Source organism: Kocuria sp. CH-021 (assembly GCF_049716185.1).
Lineage (GTDB): Bacteria > Actinomycetota > Actinomycetes > Actinomycetales > Micrococcaceae > Kocuria > Kocuria cellulosilytica.
Genome location: NZ_JBNAFK010000001.1, coordinates 1 through 14,306 on the forward strand (window position 1 = coordinate 1; position 14,306 = coordinate 14,306).

The 14,306-nt window shown below is 73.8% G+C and carries 13 protein-coding genes; 4 read left to right on the top strand and 9 right to left on the bottom strand.

Annotated elements, in window-relative coordinates:
• The first annotated feature begins 380 nt into the window (after positions 1–380).
• On the top strand, positions 381–1,913 hold the full coding sequence (locus tag ACPYN7_RS00005; protein WP_058873791.1) for a DEAD/DEAH box helicase: 1,533 nt from the start codon (positions 381–383) through the stop codon (positions 1,911–1,913).
• 78 nt (positions 1,914–1,991) lie between these two features.
• Here ACPYN7_RS00005 and ACPYN7_RS00010 read toward each other — a convergent pair whose 3' ends face one another.
• The gene (locus ACPYN7_RS00010) at positions 1,992–2,666 is read right to left on the bottom strand and encodes an HAD family hydrolase (RefSeq protein ID WP_424346305.1); all 675 of its coding nucleotides are present in this window, start codon (positions 2,664–2,666) and stop codon (positions 1,992–1,994) included.
• Positions 2,663–3,376 carry an HAD family hydrolase gene (locus tag ACPYN7_RS00015; RefSeq protein ID WP_424346306.1) on the bottom strand — a complete coding sequence of 238 codons (714 nt, stop codon included), beginning with the start codon at positions 3,374–3,376 and terminating at the stop codon, positions 2,663–2,665. The genes ACPYN7_RS00010 and ACPYN7_RS00015 overlap by 4 nt, the downstream gene beginning before the upstream one ends.
• Positions 3,377–3,435: 59 nt before the next feature.
• On the opposite strand from ACPYN7_RS00015, the gene ACPYN7_RS00020 reads away from it, so the two are divergent.
• Together ACPYN7_RS00020 and ACPYN7_RS00025 are read left to right on the top strand one after the other, a co-directional pair.
• Complete coding sequence (locus tag ACPYN7_RS00020; protein ID WP_424346307.1) at positions 3,436–3,969, top strand: hypothetical protein; 534 nt, start codon at positions 3,436–3,438, stop codon at positions 3,967–3,969.
• 57 nt (positions 3,970–4,026) lie between these two features.
• Positions 4,027–4,578, top strand: a complete 552-nt coding sequence (locus ACPYN7_RS00025) for a DinB family protein (RefSeq protein ID WP_424346308.1) — start codon at positions 4,027–4,029, stop codon at positions 4,576–4,578.
• A 42-nt stretch (positions 4,579–4,620) separates the two neighbouring features.
• Here ACPYN7_RS00025 and ACPYN7_RS00030 read toward each other — a convergent pair whose 3' ends face one another.
• Entirely contained in the window at positions 4,621–5,049 is a 429-nt protein-coding gene (locus ACPYN7_RS00030) for a VOC family protein (protein ID WP_424346309.1), read from the bottom strand.
• Between the two features lie 257 nt (positions 5,050–5,306).
• Between ACPYN7_RS00030 and ACPYN7_RS00035 the strand changes: the two genes are divergently transcribed.
• On the top strand, positions 5,307–5,912 hold the full coding sequence (locus ACPYN7_RS00035; protein WP_424346310.1) for a CDP-alcohol phosphatidyltransferase family protein: 606 nt from the start codon (positions 5,307–5,309) through the stop codon (positions 5,910–5,912).
• Here the strand turns inward: ACPYN7_RS00035 and ppgK are convergent.
• The 6 genes from ppgK to ACPYN7_RS00065 all read right to left on the bottom strand — a co-directional run bounded on the left by ppgK (position 5,882) and on the right by ACPYN7_RS00065 (position 14,232).
• The gene (gene ppgK, locus ACPYN7_RS00040) at positions 5,882–6,718 is read right to left on the bottom strand and encodes a polyphosphate--glucose phosphotransferase (RefSeq protein WP_058873784.1); all 837 of its coding nucleotides are present in this window, start codon (positions 6,716–6,718) and stop codon (positions 5,882–5,884) included. The genes ACPYN7_RS00035 and ppgK overlap by 31 nt on opposite strands.
• Before the next feature lie 277 nt (positions 6,719–6,995).
• Positions 6,996–7,292 (bottom strand): hypothetical protein, encoded by a 297-nt coding sequence (locus tag ACPYN7_RS00045; RefSeq protein WP_058873783.1) that lies wholly within the window; start codon positions 7,290–7,292, stop codon positions 6,996–6,998.
• A gap of 620 nt (positions 7,293–7,912) precedes the next feature.
• On the bottom strand, positions 7,913–9,436 hold the full coding sequence (locus ACPYN7_RS00050; protein WP_058873782.1) for a SulP family inorganic anion transporter: 1,524 nt from the start codon (positions 9,434–9,436) through the stop codon (positions 7,913–7,915).
• A 193-nt stretch (positions 9,437–9,629) separates the two neighbouring features.
• Entirely contained in the window at positions 9,630–11,828 is a 2,199-nt protein-coding gene (locus tag ACPYN7_RS00055; RefSeq protein ID WP_424346311.1) for an acyltransferase family protein, read from the bottom strand.
• A gap of 225 nt (positions 11,829–12,053) precedes the next feature.
• A complete protein-coding gene (locus ACPYN7_RS00060; protein WP_058873780.1) occupies positions 12,054–12,422 on the bottom strand; it encodes a MerR family transcriptional regulator in 369 nt (122 codons plus the stop codon).
• Positions 12,423–12,546: 124 nt separating this feature from the next.
• Positions 12,547–14,232, bottom strand: a complete 1,686-nt coding sequence (locus ACPYN7_RS00065; protein ID WP_058873779.1) for a ribonuclease J — start codon at positions 14,230–14,232, stop codon at positions 12,547–12,549.
• Between the last annotated feature and the right edge of the window lie 74 nt (positions 14,233–14,306).

Below are 14,306 nucleotides of genomic sequence, written 5' to 3' on the forward strand. Positions count from 1 at the left end.
ACGCGAACTCACCGCACCGGCGCGAGACGCCCGCACAGGTGCCCGCCTCTCGCGCCGGTGCGGTGAGTTCGGCGCCCCGGGCGTGGGGGCGGGCGGAGCAGCGTGGCGGCACCGCCGTGTGCTGCACCACATCCCGGTCGTGCCGGGCGCCCGGTGCTGTAGGGTGGTCGGTATTGCACATGGCACTGCTCCCCGTTCCCGGGTGAGCAGGCAGGCGTCGAGCACCCCTTTCTTCTTCCAGCGCGGCACCGTTCCAGACGGTTTCAGCCCGCTCGCAGGGGCTCCAGGAGTCATTCGGCGCAACCCGGCGCGCTACCCCCTTGCCGGGACATCCGATCGAAAGACGTATCCCAGTTTTGGCTACTTTCACCGACCTTGGCGTGCCCAAGGCCCTTTCCGCCGTCCTCGCCCAGCAGGGCATCGAGCAGGCGTTCCCCATCCAGGAGAAGACCCTCCCCGACTCGCTGGCCGGCCGCGACGTGCTCGGCCGCGGCAAGACCGGCTCGGGCAAGACCGTGGCGTTCGCGCTGCCGCTCGTGTCCCGGCTCGCCGGGCTGACCGGCAACGGCGCCCGCGCCGCCCGCCGCGCCAACCGGCCCACCGGCCTGGTGCTGGCACCCACCCGCGAGCTGGCCACCCAGATCGACCGTGCGATCGCCCCGCTGGCCGAGGCCGCCGGACAGACCACCACCGTCATCTTCGGCGGGGTCTCCCAGCGCAACCAGGAGAAGGCGCTCGCCAAGGGCGCCGACATCGTCATCGCCTGCCCCGGCCGGCTCGAGGACCTGCTGAAGCAGAACGTCCTCACGCTCGACGACGTCCGCGTGACGGTCATCGACGAGGCCGACCACATGGCCGACATGGGCTTCCTGCCCGTGGTCACCCGCATCCTCAAGCGCACCCCCCAGGGCGGCCAGCGGCTGCTGTTCTCCGCGACGCTCGACGGCGGCGTGGACAAGCTCGTCAAGCAGTTCCTGTCCAACCCCGTCAAGCACTCCGTGGACGCCCCGCAGGCGTCCGTGTCCACCATGGACCACCACGTGCTCGTCGTGGACGCGGACGAGAAGCAGGAGCTCATCGAGGCCCTGGCCTCCGGCACGGGCCGCCGCGTGATGTTCACGCGCACCAAGCACCGCGCCAAGAAGATGGCCCGCAAGCTCAGCCAGATGGGCATCCCCGCCGTGGACCTGCACGGCAACCTGTCCCAGAACGCCCGCGACCGCAACCTGGCCCAGTTCTCCGCCGGTGACGTGCGCGTGCTCGTGGCCACCGACGTGGCCGCCCGCGGCGTGCACGTGGACGAGGTCGAGCTGGTCGTGCACATCGACCCGCCCACCGAGCACAAGTCCTACCTGCACCGCTCCGGGCGCACCGCGCGCGCCGGCGCCTCCGGCTCCGTCGTGACGGTCGCCACCAAGGAGGAGCGCCGCGAGGTCACCCAGCTCATGAAGGCCGCCGGCGTCACCGCGAACTTCGACACCGTGACCGTCGGCTCCCCGGCCGTCACGGCGCTCGTGGGCGAGACCGCAGAGAAGGTCGCCTACGTCCCGCAGCCCGTCCAGGACCAGGGGCGTCCGGCAAGCGGTCAGCGCTCCGGAGGCGGCCGCTCCGGCGGCCGTTCGGGCGCCCGCTCCGGCGGCAGCCGCGGCCGTGGCGGCCAGGCCCGTTCCGAGCAGCCGCGCAACGCCTCCCGCGACCAGCGCACCGAGACCGGCAACCGCGCCGGCTCCCGCCCCGGCAACGGCTCGGCCTCCCGCTCGGCGGCGCCGGCGCGCTCCGCGGCGCCCACCCGCTCCGCGGCACCCGCGTACTCGACCGAGTCCGCGCCGGACCGCTCCACCCAGGCCGCGGCGCGCCGCCGCACCCGGAGCCCGCGCCGCGCGTCCTCCCCCCAGGGCACCGCGACCCGCTGAGGCAGGCACCACCCACGAGGGCCCGCCCCCGGCCGCACCGCATTCCGCGGAACGGCCGGGGGCGGGCCCTCGTCGTCGTCAGCCGGAGGTCGCCGGCCGGGAGGGCGCGAGCCCGCGCAGGAACTCCAGGGTGACGTCCGTGTGGGCGGCCACGAGCACGAAGCCGGGCGCGGGCTCGACCGGCAGCTCACCGGGGACCACCACCACCGGCATCCCGGCGGCCGCCGCGCTCGCCGCCCCCGTCTGCGAGTCCTCGACCGCCACGCACCGTGCCGGGTCCACGCCCAGCCGCCGCGCCGCGAGCAGATAGGGCTCCGGGTGCGGCTTGGCCTGCTCCACGTCCTCCTGGGAGACCACGACCCGCAGCACCTCGGGCGCCCCGGACGCGGTGCCCTCCGCGACCACGGTCAGGGCGTTCGTCACGACGGCCCCGGGGATGCCGGCCCGCTCCAGCTCGGTCAGCAGGTCGCGCATGCCGGGCAGGAACGGCACCTCGCCCGTGAGCGAGGCCGCGACCTCCCGGCCGAGCTCCGCGGTGATGGCCTCGACGGTTCCCTCGGCGCCGCGCTCGACCATCAGCCGCGCCGACGTGGGCACCGTCCGCCCCAGCGTGGCGAGGTCGTCCTCGGTGCTCCAGCCGACGCCGTAGCGGCCGGCCACCGCGCGCTTGGCCACGGCCCACTGGGGCTCGGAGTTCACGAGGGTGCCGTCGTGGTCGAACAGGACGGCGGCGGGGAAGTCGGGGGAGCTCACGGGCGGGTCTCCTGCACGGTGTGGAAGGGCGACGACGGGGACTGCGGATCCAGCGAGCGCAGCAGCTCGAGGGTCAGCTCCCGGTGGGATCCCAGGTGCAGCAGCCCGGGGCCGCGCTCCACTTCCATCTCGCCGGGAACGACCACCGTGGGGATGCCGGCCGCGACGCCCGCGGCGGCCCCGGCGGGGGAGTCCTCGACCACGACGCAGCCGGCGGGGTCCACCCCGAGGCGGCGGGCCGCCGTGAGGTAGGCGTCCGGGTCGGGCTTGGGGCGCACCCCCTGCGCGTACTCGTCCGTGCCGATGACCACCCGGAACAGGTCCTCCGGCGCCGTGGACGCGGTGTGCCGGCCCATCGCCGAGCTCGCGTTGGTGACGATCGCCGCCGGGATCCCCGCGGCCGCCAGGTCCTCGAGGAGCTCCTCGATCCCGTCGATGAACGTCAGCTCCGTGCCCTCCAGGACGCGGACACTGTGCTCGAAGACCGCCCGGAACAGCTCGTCCTCGCCGAGCGGCACGCCCACCTGCTGCATCCGGGCGATCGTCGCGGCGACCGGCCGGCCCAGCGTGGCGAGCGAGTCCTCGGGGGTCCAGAGCAGACCGTGCTCGGCGGCGAGGTTCTGCTTGGCCCGGTCCCACAGCGGCTCGGTGTCGACGAGGGTCCCGTCGTGGTCGAAGAGGACGGCGTGGGGAAATCCTGTCGATGGCATGAGCTCCAGCCTACCGGGGCGCCCGGGCGCCGGGAGCCCCGCCGAATAGACTGGCGGGCGTGGAAACAGCCCTCGACCGCGTGCCGCACCACCCCACCCTCCTGCAGCGTGCCGTGCCCGTCCTCGGTCTCCCGGTGGCCCTGCTCCTCGGGACGTGGATCGCGGTGGGCCGCGGTCTCGCCGGAGCCGCCGGGGAGCTGGTGCTGCTCTACACCCTGACGCTCGCCCTGCCGCTGACCGGGCTGCTCGTGGTGGCGAGCGCGCTGCTGGTCCGGGACGCCCGGGCCCACGTCCCGCGGGGGGCGTCCCTGCGCTCCGCGCTGACGATGCCCGCGGCGTGGGCCGTCCTCCTCGGCTTCGGCGCCGTCCTCCCGGACCGCGTGGACGGCGCGGGCGCCTCCGTCCTGACGCGGGCCACCGACCCCGTCCACCTGGGCCTGTCCGCGGGGTTCGCCAACACCCTGGGCATCCTCTCGTTCGTCCTGGCGAGCACCACGGTGGTGCTCGCCGCGTCCGACCTGCGCCGGACCCGCCGGATCCAGCGCGGGGAGCCGCTCAGCGAGGACGAGATCCTGGACCTGCAGGGGCTGTGACCCGCCCGGGCCGCCACGGGTCTCGCCGCGCCCGGTGGGCCCCGGTAGATTGACCGCATGACCACCGAGCGCGCCGACCTGCCCGACACCTCGCCCGTCCCTCCGGAGACCAAGGACTGGACCGTGGTGCTCGAGCGGGGCTGCCCCGACTGCGGGTTCGATCCGCGCTACGACGTCACGACCACCGGGGAGCGGGCGCGGGACACGATCGAGCGCTGGGCGACGGTCCTCGACCGGCTCGGCATGACGGACCGGCCCCGTCCGGGGACGTGGTCCCCGCTGGAGTACGCGTGCCACGTCCGGGACCTCTGCCGGGTCTTCCGCGAGCGCCTGCGGCTCATGCTCGACGAGGACAACCCCGTCTTCCCGGACTGGGACCAGGACGCCGCCGCGGTGGGGGAGCAGTACAACCGGCAGGACCCCTACGAGGTCTCGGGGGAGCTCGCGCAGGAGGTCCGCGCCACCGCGGACGCCTTCGACGCCGTGAGCGGGGAGCAGTGGGCCCGGCCCGGCCGGCGCGGGGACGGCAAGGACTTCACCGTGGCGAGCTTCGCGGCGTACTTCCTGCACGACGTCGAGCACCACCTGCGCTTCGACGTCCGCGGCTGAGCCCGCCGCTGCCGAGCCCGGCGCCGGCCGGAGCCGAGCCGTTCAGCCCAGGTGCACGGTCCCGTCGTCGTCGACCCGCCAGCCCGGGTTGTGCGCGATCTCCCACACCACGCCGTTGGGATCCGCGACGTGGGCGTGGAAGACGCCCCCGAAGGCGCCCGGCCGCGGGCCGGTGAGGACGGTGCCGCCCGCCGCGGCCATGGCCTCGACCACCGCCGTGACGGAGTCCTCGTCCGCCACGTTGTGCGCGAGCGTCAGGCCCTGCGCCGGGGTCGCCGCCGGGAGGCCGAGGTCCTCGGCGAACTTTCCGGCGTCGAACAGGCCCAGCACTGTCCCGGGGGCGATCCGGAAGAAGAGGATCTCGCCCGGGACGTCGAGCAGCGGCTCCCAGCCGAGACCCCGCACGTAGAACTCCCGGGCGGCGTCGAGGTCCGGCGTGGACAGGGTGAAGAAGTGCACGCGAGGGTCCACGACGGCCTCCTGGAGCTCCCGGGGCGGGGGCGTTCCCGCCTCACCTGCCCAGCGTAGGCGTCCGGCGCTCCTCGACGTCAGGGCAGCGTGGCTCCGCGACCCGGGGACGACGTGGTCGAGGTCCCGGCGGACGACGCCCCTGCCGATCACCGACGGCCGCACGTCCGTCGTGCGGAGCGCCGACGGGCTACCCTCGGAAGCAGCAGGGGCGGTCCCGGGACCGCCCGCACCGGGCGCCAGGAGAGCGGGAAGGCCAGATGACACAGCACCAGGACGCGGTCGAGCCGGCGGAGTCGCCGTACTACCACCGCGTGCTCACGGTGCCCAACGTCGTCTCGGTGGTGCGCTTCGCGCTCATCGTCCCGGCCGTGCTGGCCGTCCTCGACATCGACGAGCGGCCGGTGCGCGCGCTGGTCCTCGTCGCCCTCTTCTCCCTGACGGACTGGGTCGACGGCACCCTGGCCCGGGCGCTGCAGCAGCGCAGCCGGATCGGCGAGGTCATGGACCCCATCGCCGACCGGCTGGGGACCGTGGCGATCGCCGTGGCCGCGAGCATCGTCGGGCTGTTCCCCTGGTGGGTCCTGATCGTCATCGCGGTCGTCGACGTCGTGGTGGGGATCGCCACCCTCGTCCGGCGCTCCCTCGGCGTGCTGCGGGTCACCGTGGTCGGCAAGGCGAAGACCGCCCTGCTCATGGTGGGGACCGTGCTCGTCCTGGCGGGACCCGCGTGGTCCAGCCCGGAGGTGACGGAAGTCGGCCGGGTGATGGTCCAGGCGGCGGCCGTCCTGCACGTGGTGGCGGGCGTGCAGTACTTCCGCCAGGCCCTCCGGGGTCAGGCCTCCGCGGGGGGCACGGCGAGGTAGGCGTGCCGGGCGGCGCCGATGATGCCCGCCGCGTTGCGCAGCTCGGCGGGGACGACCCTCGTGTCCAGGCGCAGACGGGGCAGGAAGTCCTCGTGCCGGGCGGAGATCCCGCCGCCGACCACGATCAGGTCGGGGGAGAAGAGGAACTCCAGGTGCGCGAAGTACTGCTGGAGGCGCTCGGCGTACTCCGGCCAGTCCAGCCCCTCCCGCTCCCTGGCCACCGCCGAGGCCCGCACCTCGGCGTCGACCCCGCCGAGCTCCAGGTGGCCCAGCTCCAGGTTGGGCACGAGCTTCCCGTCCACGAACAGCGCCGAGCCGATGCCGGTGCCCAGGGTGATGACCAGCACGGTGCCGCTGCTCCCGCGCCCGGCGCCGTAGCGGAGCTCGGCCAGGCCCGCGGCGTCGGCGTCGTTGAGGACGTGGACGGTGCGCCCCAGCCGCTGGGTGAGGAAGCGGTGGACGTCCAGACCGATCCAGGCGTCGTCGATGTTCGCGGCGGAGCGCGCCACGCCGTGCCGGATGATCGCCGGGAGCGCGACTCCGACGCTCGCCTCCGGGTGCGGTGCCCCCGGGGCGGCGGAGAGCTCCTGCACGAGGAGCCGGAGCTGCTCCGCGAGGGCCTCCGGAGTGGCGGGCACGGGGGTGGGGCGCTGGAGGACCGGGGTGGTGAGCGTGCCGTCGGCCATGTCCACGGCCGCGTACTTGATGAGCGTCCCGCCGACGTCCACCCCGATGTGGTGGCGGTGCAGGGTCGACCACCCGGTCGGTGCGGGCGGCGGAGTGGTGCGGGGCGAGGGGTGGGCCATCCGACATCCTAGGGTCGAGGTGGGGTACGGCGACGACGACGGGCGCTGCGGCCGGCTCGGCGCGCACGACCGGGTGCGGACCGACGTCGGGACCGGCGCCCCGGCCCATTCTGCCATCGCGGGCGCCGCAGCCGCGGAGCGGGCGCCGCGGCGCAGGCCTCACGGAGGAACCGGGGCGGGGAGACGCTCCGGGCGGCGGACCGGCTCAGGCGCGCGGCCCGGCTCAGGCGCGCGGCCCGGCTCAGGCGCGCGGCCCGGCTCAGGCGCGCGGCCCGGCTCAGGCGCGCGGCCCGGTGCCCGGCGTGCTGCCGCGGCCCTGCGGCCCGGCGTCGTTCGGGGAGCCCTCGATCTCCCAGGAGAACGGGACCCGGGCGACGGGTGCCCCCCGGACGAGCCCGTTGACCGCGCGCGCGAGCAGGTTGCGGTGCGCGGCGGGCAGCCCCATGCACCCGTACAGGTACGCGTCGACCTCCAGCACCCCGGCCTCGCCGCCGAGCTGGAAGTACTCCCACCACACCCGGGTCAGCTCCAGCTCGGCGCGCTCGACCGCGTGCCGGGCGAGGCGTGCCTGCACGGCTCCGATCCTGTCGTCGTCCACGGATCCCCCACTGTGGTGCTGCTGTCCGGGGACGGTCCCGGACCGGGCGCGACGCTGCGCAGCGGTCCGGGACCGTCCGTGGCGGTGCGATCGCACCGCCGCCCCCACCATGGTTCCGGGACGGTCCCGGGGACACCATTCGCGGCCCCGGCCGGTGCGTTTTCCGGACCGTCGGTGCTTCCCCCGGACACCCGCACCGGGGTGGCGCGGCGGCCCGGCCCCGTGGTGGTGCCCGGAATGCCCGAGGAAGGGGTGCGGGAAGAGCCGGGGCCGGACGACCAGGGGGGACGGGAGGGCCGGACCTCCCGGACACGCAGAAAAGGAGCGGGGCGGCCCCCCCCCCCAGCCGGCCCCGCTCCTTGCTGCTCCCACGCACGGACCGTGTCCGTGCGGCGCTCCGTGAATCCGGAGCCGGCGCACTGCCGGTCGACGGTGCGGGAGCCGGGGGATGGTCCTCATCCGACCACAGAATCCCCTGGTGAGAAGCAAGAATGGTCGATCCCGCGAGGATCGGCAAGACCCTCGGTGTGACCCAGTTCACATGCAGACACAAACGGTTGTGATCACAAATGCACTCCGCGCAGGGCGCTCCGGGATCAGTGCTCGCCGCTGAGCATCCCGCCCAGGCGCACCCGCATCCGGCGGCTCGCCTGGTTGAGGCCGGCGACCCGGACGTCCTTGCCGTAGTGCGCGTACTTGTCGGTGACCGAGTCGAGGGCCGCCACGGTGGAGGCGTCCCACAGGTGCGAGTCGGAGAGGTCGATGACGACCCGCTGGGGGTCCCCGGCGTAGTCGAACATCGTGTAGAGGTCGTTGGAGGAGGCGAAGAACAGCTCCCCGTGCACGGTGTAGACCACCGTCTCCTCACCGTCGCGCTGCTCGAGCGCGCGGTCGACGGTGACGAAGTGGGCCACCCGGCGGGCGAAGGCGACCATCGCCACGAGCACGCCCACGATCACGCCCAGGGCGAGGTTGTGCGTCCACACGGTCACGGCCACGGTGGAGAGCATCACCAGGGTCTCCGGGACCGGCATCCGCGACAGGGTCGAGGGGCGGACGGAGTGCCAGTCGAAGGTCGCCCAGGACACGAAGATCATGATCGCCACCAGCGCGGCCATCGGGATGACCGCCACGACCTCGCCGAGGGTGACCACGAGGATCAGCAGGAAGACCCCGGCCAGGAAGGTGGAGATGCGGGTGCGGGCTCCGGAGGCGCGCACGTTGATCATGGTCTGGCCGATCATCGCGCAGCCGCCCATCCCGCCGAAGAAGCCGGTCACGATGTTGGCCGCGCCCTGGGCCCAGGACTCGCGGGTCTTGTCGGAGCGCGTGTCGGTGATGTCGTCGACCAGCTTGGCCGTCATCAGCGACTCGAGCAGGCCCACGAGCGCCATGGTCAGCGCGTACGGGGCGATGATCCGGAAGGTCTCCAGGTCGAGCGGGACGTCGGGGAAGAAGAGCGAGGGCAGGGACTCCGGCAGCTCGCCCTTGTCGCCGACGCTGGGCACGTCCATGCCCATGGGCACCACGATCGCCGTGATCACGACGATGGCCACCAGCGGGGCCGGGACCACCCCGGTGAGCCTGGGGAACAGGAACACGATGGCCAGGCCCAGGGCCGTGAGCGGGTAGACGGCCCAGGGCACGCCGATCAGCTCGGGGATCTGGGAGCTGAAGATCAGGATGGCGAGGGCGTTGACGAAGCCCACCATGACCGACCGGGGGATGAAGCGCATCAGCCGTGCCGCCCCGATCAGGGCCAGGACCACCTGGAACACCCCGGCCAGGATCACGGCGGCGATGAAGTGGTCCAGCCCGTGGGAGGCCACCAGTGGGGCGATCACCAGGGCCACCGCACCGGTGGCCGCGGAGACCATCGCCGGCCGGCCGCCCAGGACGGAGGTGGTGACCGCCATGGTGAAGGACGCGAACAGGCCGAGCCGGGGATCCACCCCGGCGATGATCGAGAACGCGATCGCCTCGGGGATGAGCGCCAGGGCGACCACGAGCCCGGCCAGCACCTCGGTCTTGAGGTGGCGGGGGGAGCGGAGGGTCAGGCGCACCGACTGGCGCTGCTCGGGCGTCGGATCGGCTGCGGGGCCGGCTGTCGTGGTGGCCAAGGAGGCTCCGTTCGCAGGAGGGGAGGGCGGGGCGGAAAGGGCAGGGGCACGCCGGGTGGTGTGCGGGCAGGTGGGCGCGGCGTCGCGCGAGAGGTGCGGCGGGCGGGCGCGGGAGCGCGCCGGCGCGGCCGCACCGCAACTCTACCCTGGCGTCAGGGTAGAGTCTGCGGCTGCGGCGCGGACGAGACGGACATCACGCCCAGCCGAGGGCGTCTGTCATGCGCTGCTCGACGTCCGGGGCGAGGGTCTCGCCGTAGGCGGAGGTGACGTGGTCGAGGTCCATGTAGACCTGGATGTTGCCGATCACGCCGGGGCAGACGTCCTCGGTGCACAGCCGGTCGGTGAGGTCGATGCTGTGCAGCTTCTCGTGCCGGGCGGCGAGGGCCTCCAGGGGGTTGACCGGCAGCAGGGACTCGGACCGGGGCGGGTTGCAGCGGTCGTGGTCGGGGCCGTAGGTCTCCACGCAGGCGAACATGCTGAAGGGGAAGCGCGGGTTGTCGCGGAAGCCGAGCACCGGGATCCCGGCGTCCAGGAAGGGCCGGACGCCGTCCTCGTAGCCCTCGACGAGCTGCTCGTGCGGGGCCTCGGGCAGGGACAGGGTGCCGATGGTGACCACCGCGTCCGGGTCGGCCGCCAGGGCCGCGTCCCGGGCGGCGGCGTTGAACTCGCTGCACTCCTCGTCCGGGCTCGTCGAGGCGGCGGTGTAGCGGCAGGCCATCCGCAGGTAGGAGACCACCCGCCAGCCCTGGGCGTCGGCGGCGCGGTGGATCGGGGTGAGCAGCTGCTGGGCGTGGGAGTCCCCGAGCACCACCAGGGTCCGGTCCGGGGCAGTGCTGTCCTCCGGGGCGATCACCCAGCAGTTGCCCAGCTCGCCGATCCCGGCCGGGACCTCCCCGGTGTCGCAGCGCGTCCCGGTGTCGCCCCACTGCTGCTCGCGCTCGGCGCCGGTGGGGATGATCGGCACGTCCGGGACCTCGGTCACGTCCCCGCGCAGCACGGCGGCCCCCGGATAGTTCGCCGCAGTGCGCTCGACCCCGGCGGCAGGGTCGCGCAGGGTGGTGTAGGAGTGGGCGCCGGTGAGCGGGACCGCCACGACCAGACCGGTCGCGGCCAGGCGCACCCCGTGGCCGGCCCGGATCCCGGGCAGGGCCCGCCAGCCGGCCAGCAGCAGCGCGGTGACCCGGGTCAGGGCCACCGAGGCGGCCAGGATCCCCAGGCCGTGCGTGACCGGGACGCTGTCGCGGGCCGTGACCAGCAGGTAGGTGATCAGCAGCGGCCAGTGCCACAGGTAGATCCCGTAGGCACGGTCCCCGAACCACTGCAGCGGGGCCAGGGAGAGCACCCGCCCGGCCCCCGCCCGGGCCTCGGGGGCCAGGGCTCCGCCGGCCAGCACGGCCGCGGCTCCGAGGGTGGGTGCCAGGGCCACGGTGCCGGGGAAACGGGCCTCGGGACCGATGAGGAACGGGGTGGCCAGGATCGCGGCCAGTCCGGTCCATCCCAGGACCACGCCCAGGCCCACCCGCAGGGCCTCCGGAGCCGCCCCGGGGGCCTGCGGGAGCGTCCCCAGGCCCTGCTGAGGAGTCCCCGGGGCCGTGCCTGCGGACGGGGGCGCCACCGTGCGGGCAGCGGACGACGGAGCGGCGGGCGCCGGGGCGTCCTGCCGGCGGGCCGGGCGGGTAAGGGCCAGGGCGGTGAGCGAGCCCAGGGCGAACTCCCACAGACGGGTGAGGGTGCTGAAGTAGGCGGCCTCGGGCCCGGACGCGGTGGCAGCCACCGACCAGGCCAGGGAACCGGCGCACACCGCGCCGAACACAGCCCAGGCCACCGGGCGCACGCCCGCACCGGTCCGCCGCCCCGCCCACGCGGCTCCGGCCAGCAGCAGCGGCCACACCAGGAACACCTGGCCCTGCACCGACAGCGACCACATGTGCTGCAGCGGGGTGGTGGCCGCGGTGTTGCCGGCGTAGTAGTCCACGGCCTGGGCCGCCAGCACCCAGTTCACGACGTAGAACAGCGATCCCCAGGCCTGGCTCAGCAGCTCCGCCCACCGGCTGGGCGGGAAGACGGCGAGCATTCCCGCGAGCACGGCCAGCAGCATCACCGCCACCGGCCCCAGCAGCCGGGCGAAGGTCCGGGCCCAGTAGGCCGGCAGTCCCAGCGGGCGGCCGTGCTCGATCCGGCGCAGGAAGGACCCGGTGAGCAGGAACGCCGAGAGCACGAAGAACACGTCCACCCCGCCGGAGACCTTCTCGGTCCACACGTGGAAGACCACCACCAGCAGTACCGCCACGCCCCGCAGCCCCTGCAGGTTCGCGCGGTGCTGCACCCGCGGCGCCGGCGCGGCCGGCACGGTTCCGGGGGAGGCCGGGGCGGTCGCGGTGGGGAACGTCATGGGATGCGGTGCCTGTCCGGGTCGGTGTCGGGCGGCCTGGTGGAGTCCTGCGTCCGGCGCGTCGCTGCCGCCGGGCGCGTCACCCACCGGAACGGGGCGGTCCCGGCGGGCGCGTCCCCTGGTGGGGGCCCGAGCAGTCGATCACGGCTGCCTGGAGGTCTCCTGCGTGCGCCGGCCGCGGGGTGCCGGCTCGCGCGCGGCCGGTGCCCCGTGCCGGGCGGCCGGTCAGCGGCCGAGCCGCTGCTCCAGCATCGCGATGAACTCGTCCGCCTGGGCCAGTTTCCTGGCCAGCCGGTCCCGTTCCGGGTGCGCGCGCTCGAGGTAGTCGGCCAGCCGCGCCTCGGCGGGCTCGTCGGCGCCGAGCAGGTCGAGCACCTCGGCCATCTCCTCGAGGGAGAAGCCCAGCGGCTTCATCCGCTTGATGTGCGTGAGCCGTTCGACGTCGCGCTCGGTGTACACGCGGAAGCCGCCCTCGGTGCGCGAGGCGGGCAGCAGGCCCACCTCGTCGTAGTGGCGGATGGTGCGCAGGGACAGCTCGGTCCGCTCGGCGAGCTCGCCGATCTGCATGGTGCCTCCGCGGACGCGCTGCGGCATCGAACGACCTCCAGAGATCAGGGGACCCCGAGTCTACCAATCGGCCGGTGCCGGCCTCGGGGCGCGGCACCGGCTCCGCACGTCCCGCCCGGCCCCGGGGCGGGTGCCGGGCGGGACGCGTGGGTCAGGCGTCGACGACGACGACCGTCACCAGCGGGGCCCGCCGGTAGGCGCGCTCGAGGTGGCGGGAGACCGTCTCGGCGATGATCGACTCCAGCTTGTCGAGATCGCTGACCTTGGCGGTGGCCGGACGCGCCAGGGCGTTCTTCACCTTGTCGGCGGCCCCGTCGAAGATGTGCTCGTCGTGCACGAAGCCCTTGGCGATGAACTCCAGCGGCTCGGCCAGGGCGTTGGTGTCGGCGTCGACGATCGCCACGACCGTGACCACCCCGCCCTCCTGCAGCAGCCGGCGCTCCACCAGGGTCTCCTCGGTGACCTTGCCCACGGTGTGGCCGTCCACGTAGACGAGGCCGGCCTCGACCTGCCCGGAGATCCGCGCCCGGCCGTCCACGAGGTCGATCACGGTGCCGTCCCGGCCGATCAGCACCCGCTCGGGATCGACACCGGTGCGGATGGCGAGCTCGGCGTTGGCGTGCAGGTGCTTGGACTCCCCGTGCACGGGCAGCACGTGGGTGGGCCGGACGATGTTGTAGCAGTAGACCAGCTCCCCGGCCGAGGCGTGACCGGAGACGTGAACCTTGGCGTTGCCCTTGTGCACGACCTTCACCCCGAGGTCGGTGAGCTTGTTGATGATCCCGTAGATCGCGTTCTCGTTGCCCGGGATCAGCGAGCTCGCCATGAGCACCGTGTCCCCGGGGTTGAGCTGGATCTGGTGGGTCTCGTTGGCCATCCGCGAGAGCGCGGCCAGCGGCTCGCCCTGGGAGCCGGTGCACACCAGGGTGACCTTGGCGTCGGGCATGGACGCGAGCTTCTTGAAGTCGACCACCAGCCCGCGCGGGATCTTCAGGTAGCCCAGGTCCCGGGCGATGCCCATGTTCTTGACCATGGACCGGCCCACGAAGGCGACCTTGCGCCCGTGCGCGTGGGCGGCGTCGAGGACCTGCTGGATCCGGTGGACGTGAGAAGCGAAGCTGGAGACGATGATCCGCTTCGGGGCGGTGGCGAAGACGTGGTCGATCGCCGGGGTCAGCTCCTGCTCCGAGGTGGTGAACCCGGGGACCTCGGCGTTGGTGGAGTCGGTGAGGAACAGGTCCACCCCCTCCTCGCCCAGTCGCGCGAAGTGGCGCAGATCGGTGATCCGGTCGTCCAGCGGGAACTGGTCCATCCGGAAGTCACCGGTGTGCAGCACCAGCCCGGCGTCGGTGCGGATCGCCACGGCCAGGCTGTCCGGGATGGAGTGGTTGACCGCGACGAACTCGCACTCGAACGGGCCCGCCTTGTGGGTGTCGCCGGCCTCGACATGGACCGTCTTCGGGGTGATCCGGTGCTCCTTGAGCTTGGACGTGATGAACGCCAGGGTCAGCTCCGAGCCGATCACCGGGATGTCCGGGCGCTCCTTGAGCAGGTAGGGCACGCCCCCGATGTGGTCCTCGTGGCCGTGCGTGAGCACGATCCCGACGATGTCGCCCAGCCGGTCCCGGATCGAGGTGAAGTCGGGCAGGATCACGTCGATGCCCGGCTGGTGCTCCTCCGGGAACAGCACCCCGCAGTCCACCACCAGCAGCTTGCCGGCGTGCTCGAACACGGTCATGTTGCGCCCGATCTCCCCCAGGCCGCCCAGCGGGGTGATCCGCAGGCCCCCGGAGGGCAGCGAGGGCGGGGACTTGAGCTTGCGGGAGGAATTGGTCAAAGGATTCCGCTTTCGTCGTGGGGTCGTGCGAGGTGGCGCGGCCGGCTCTCGTCGAGCTCGGGCCGCGTGCGGGG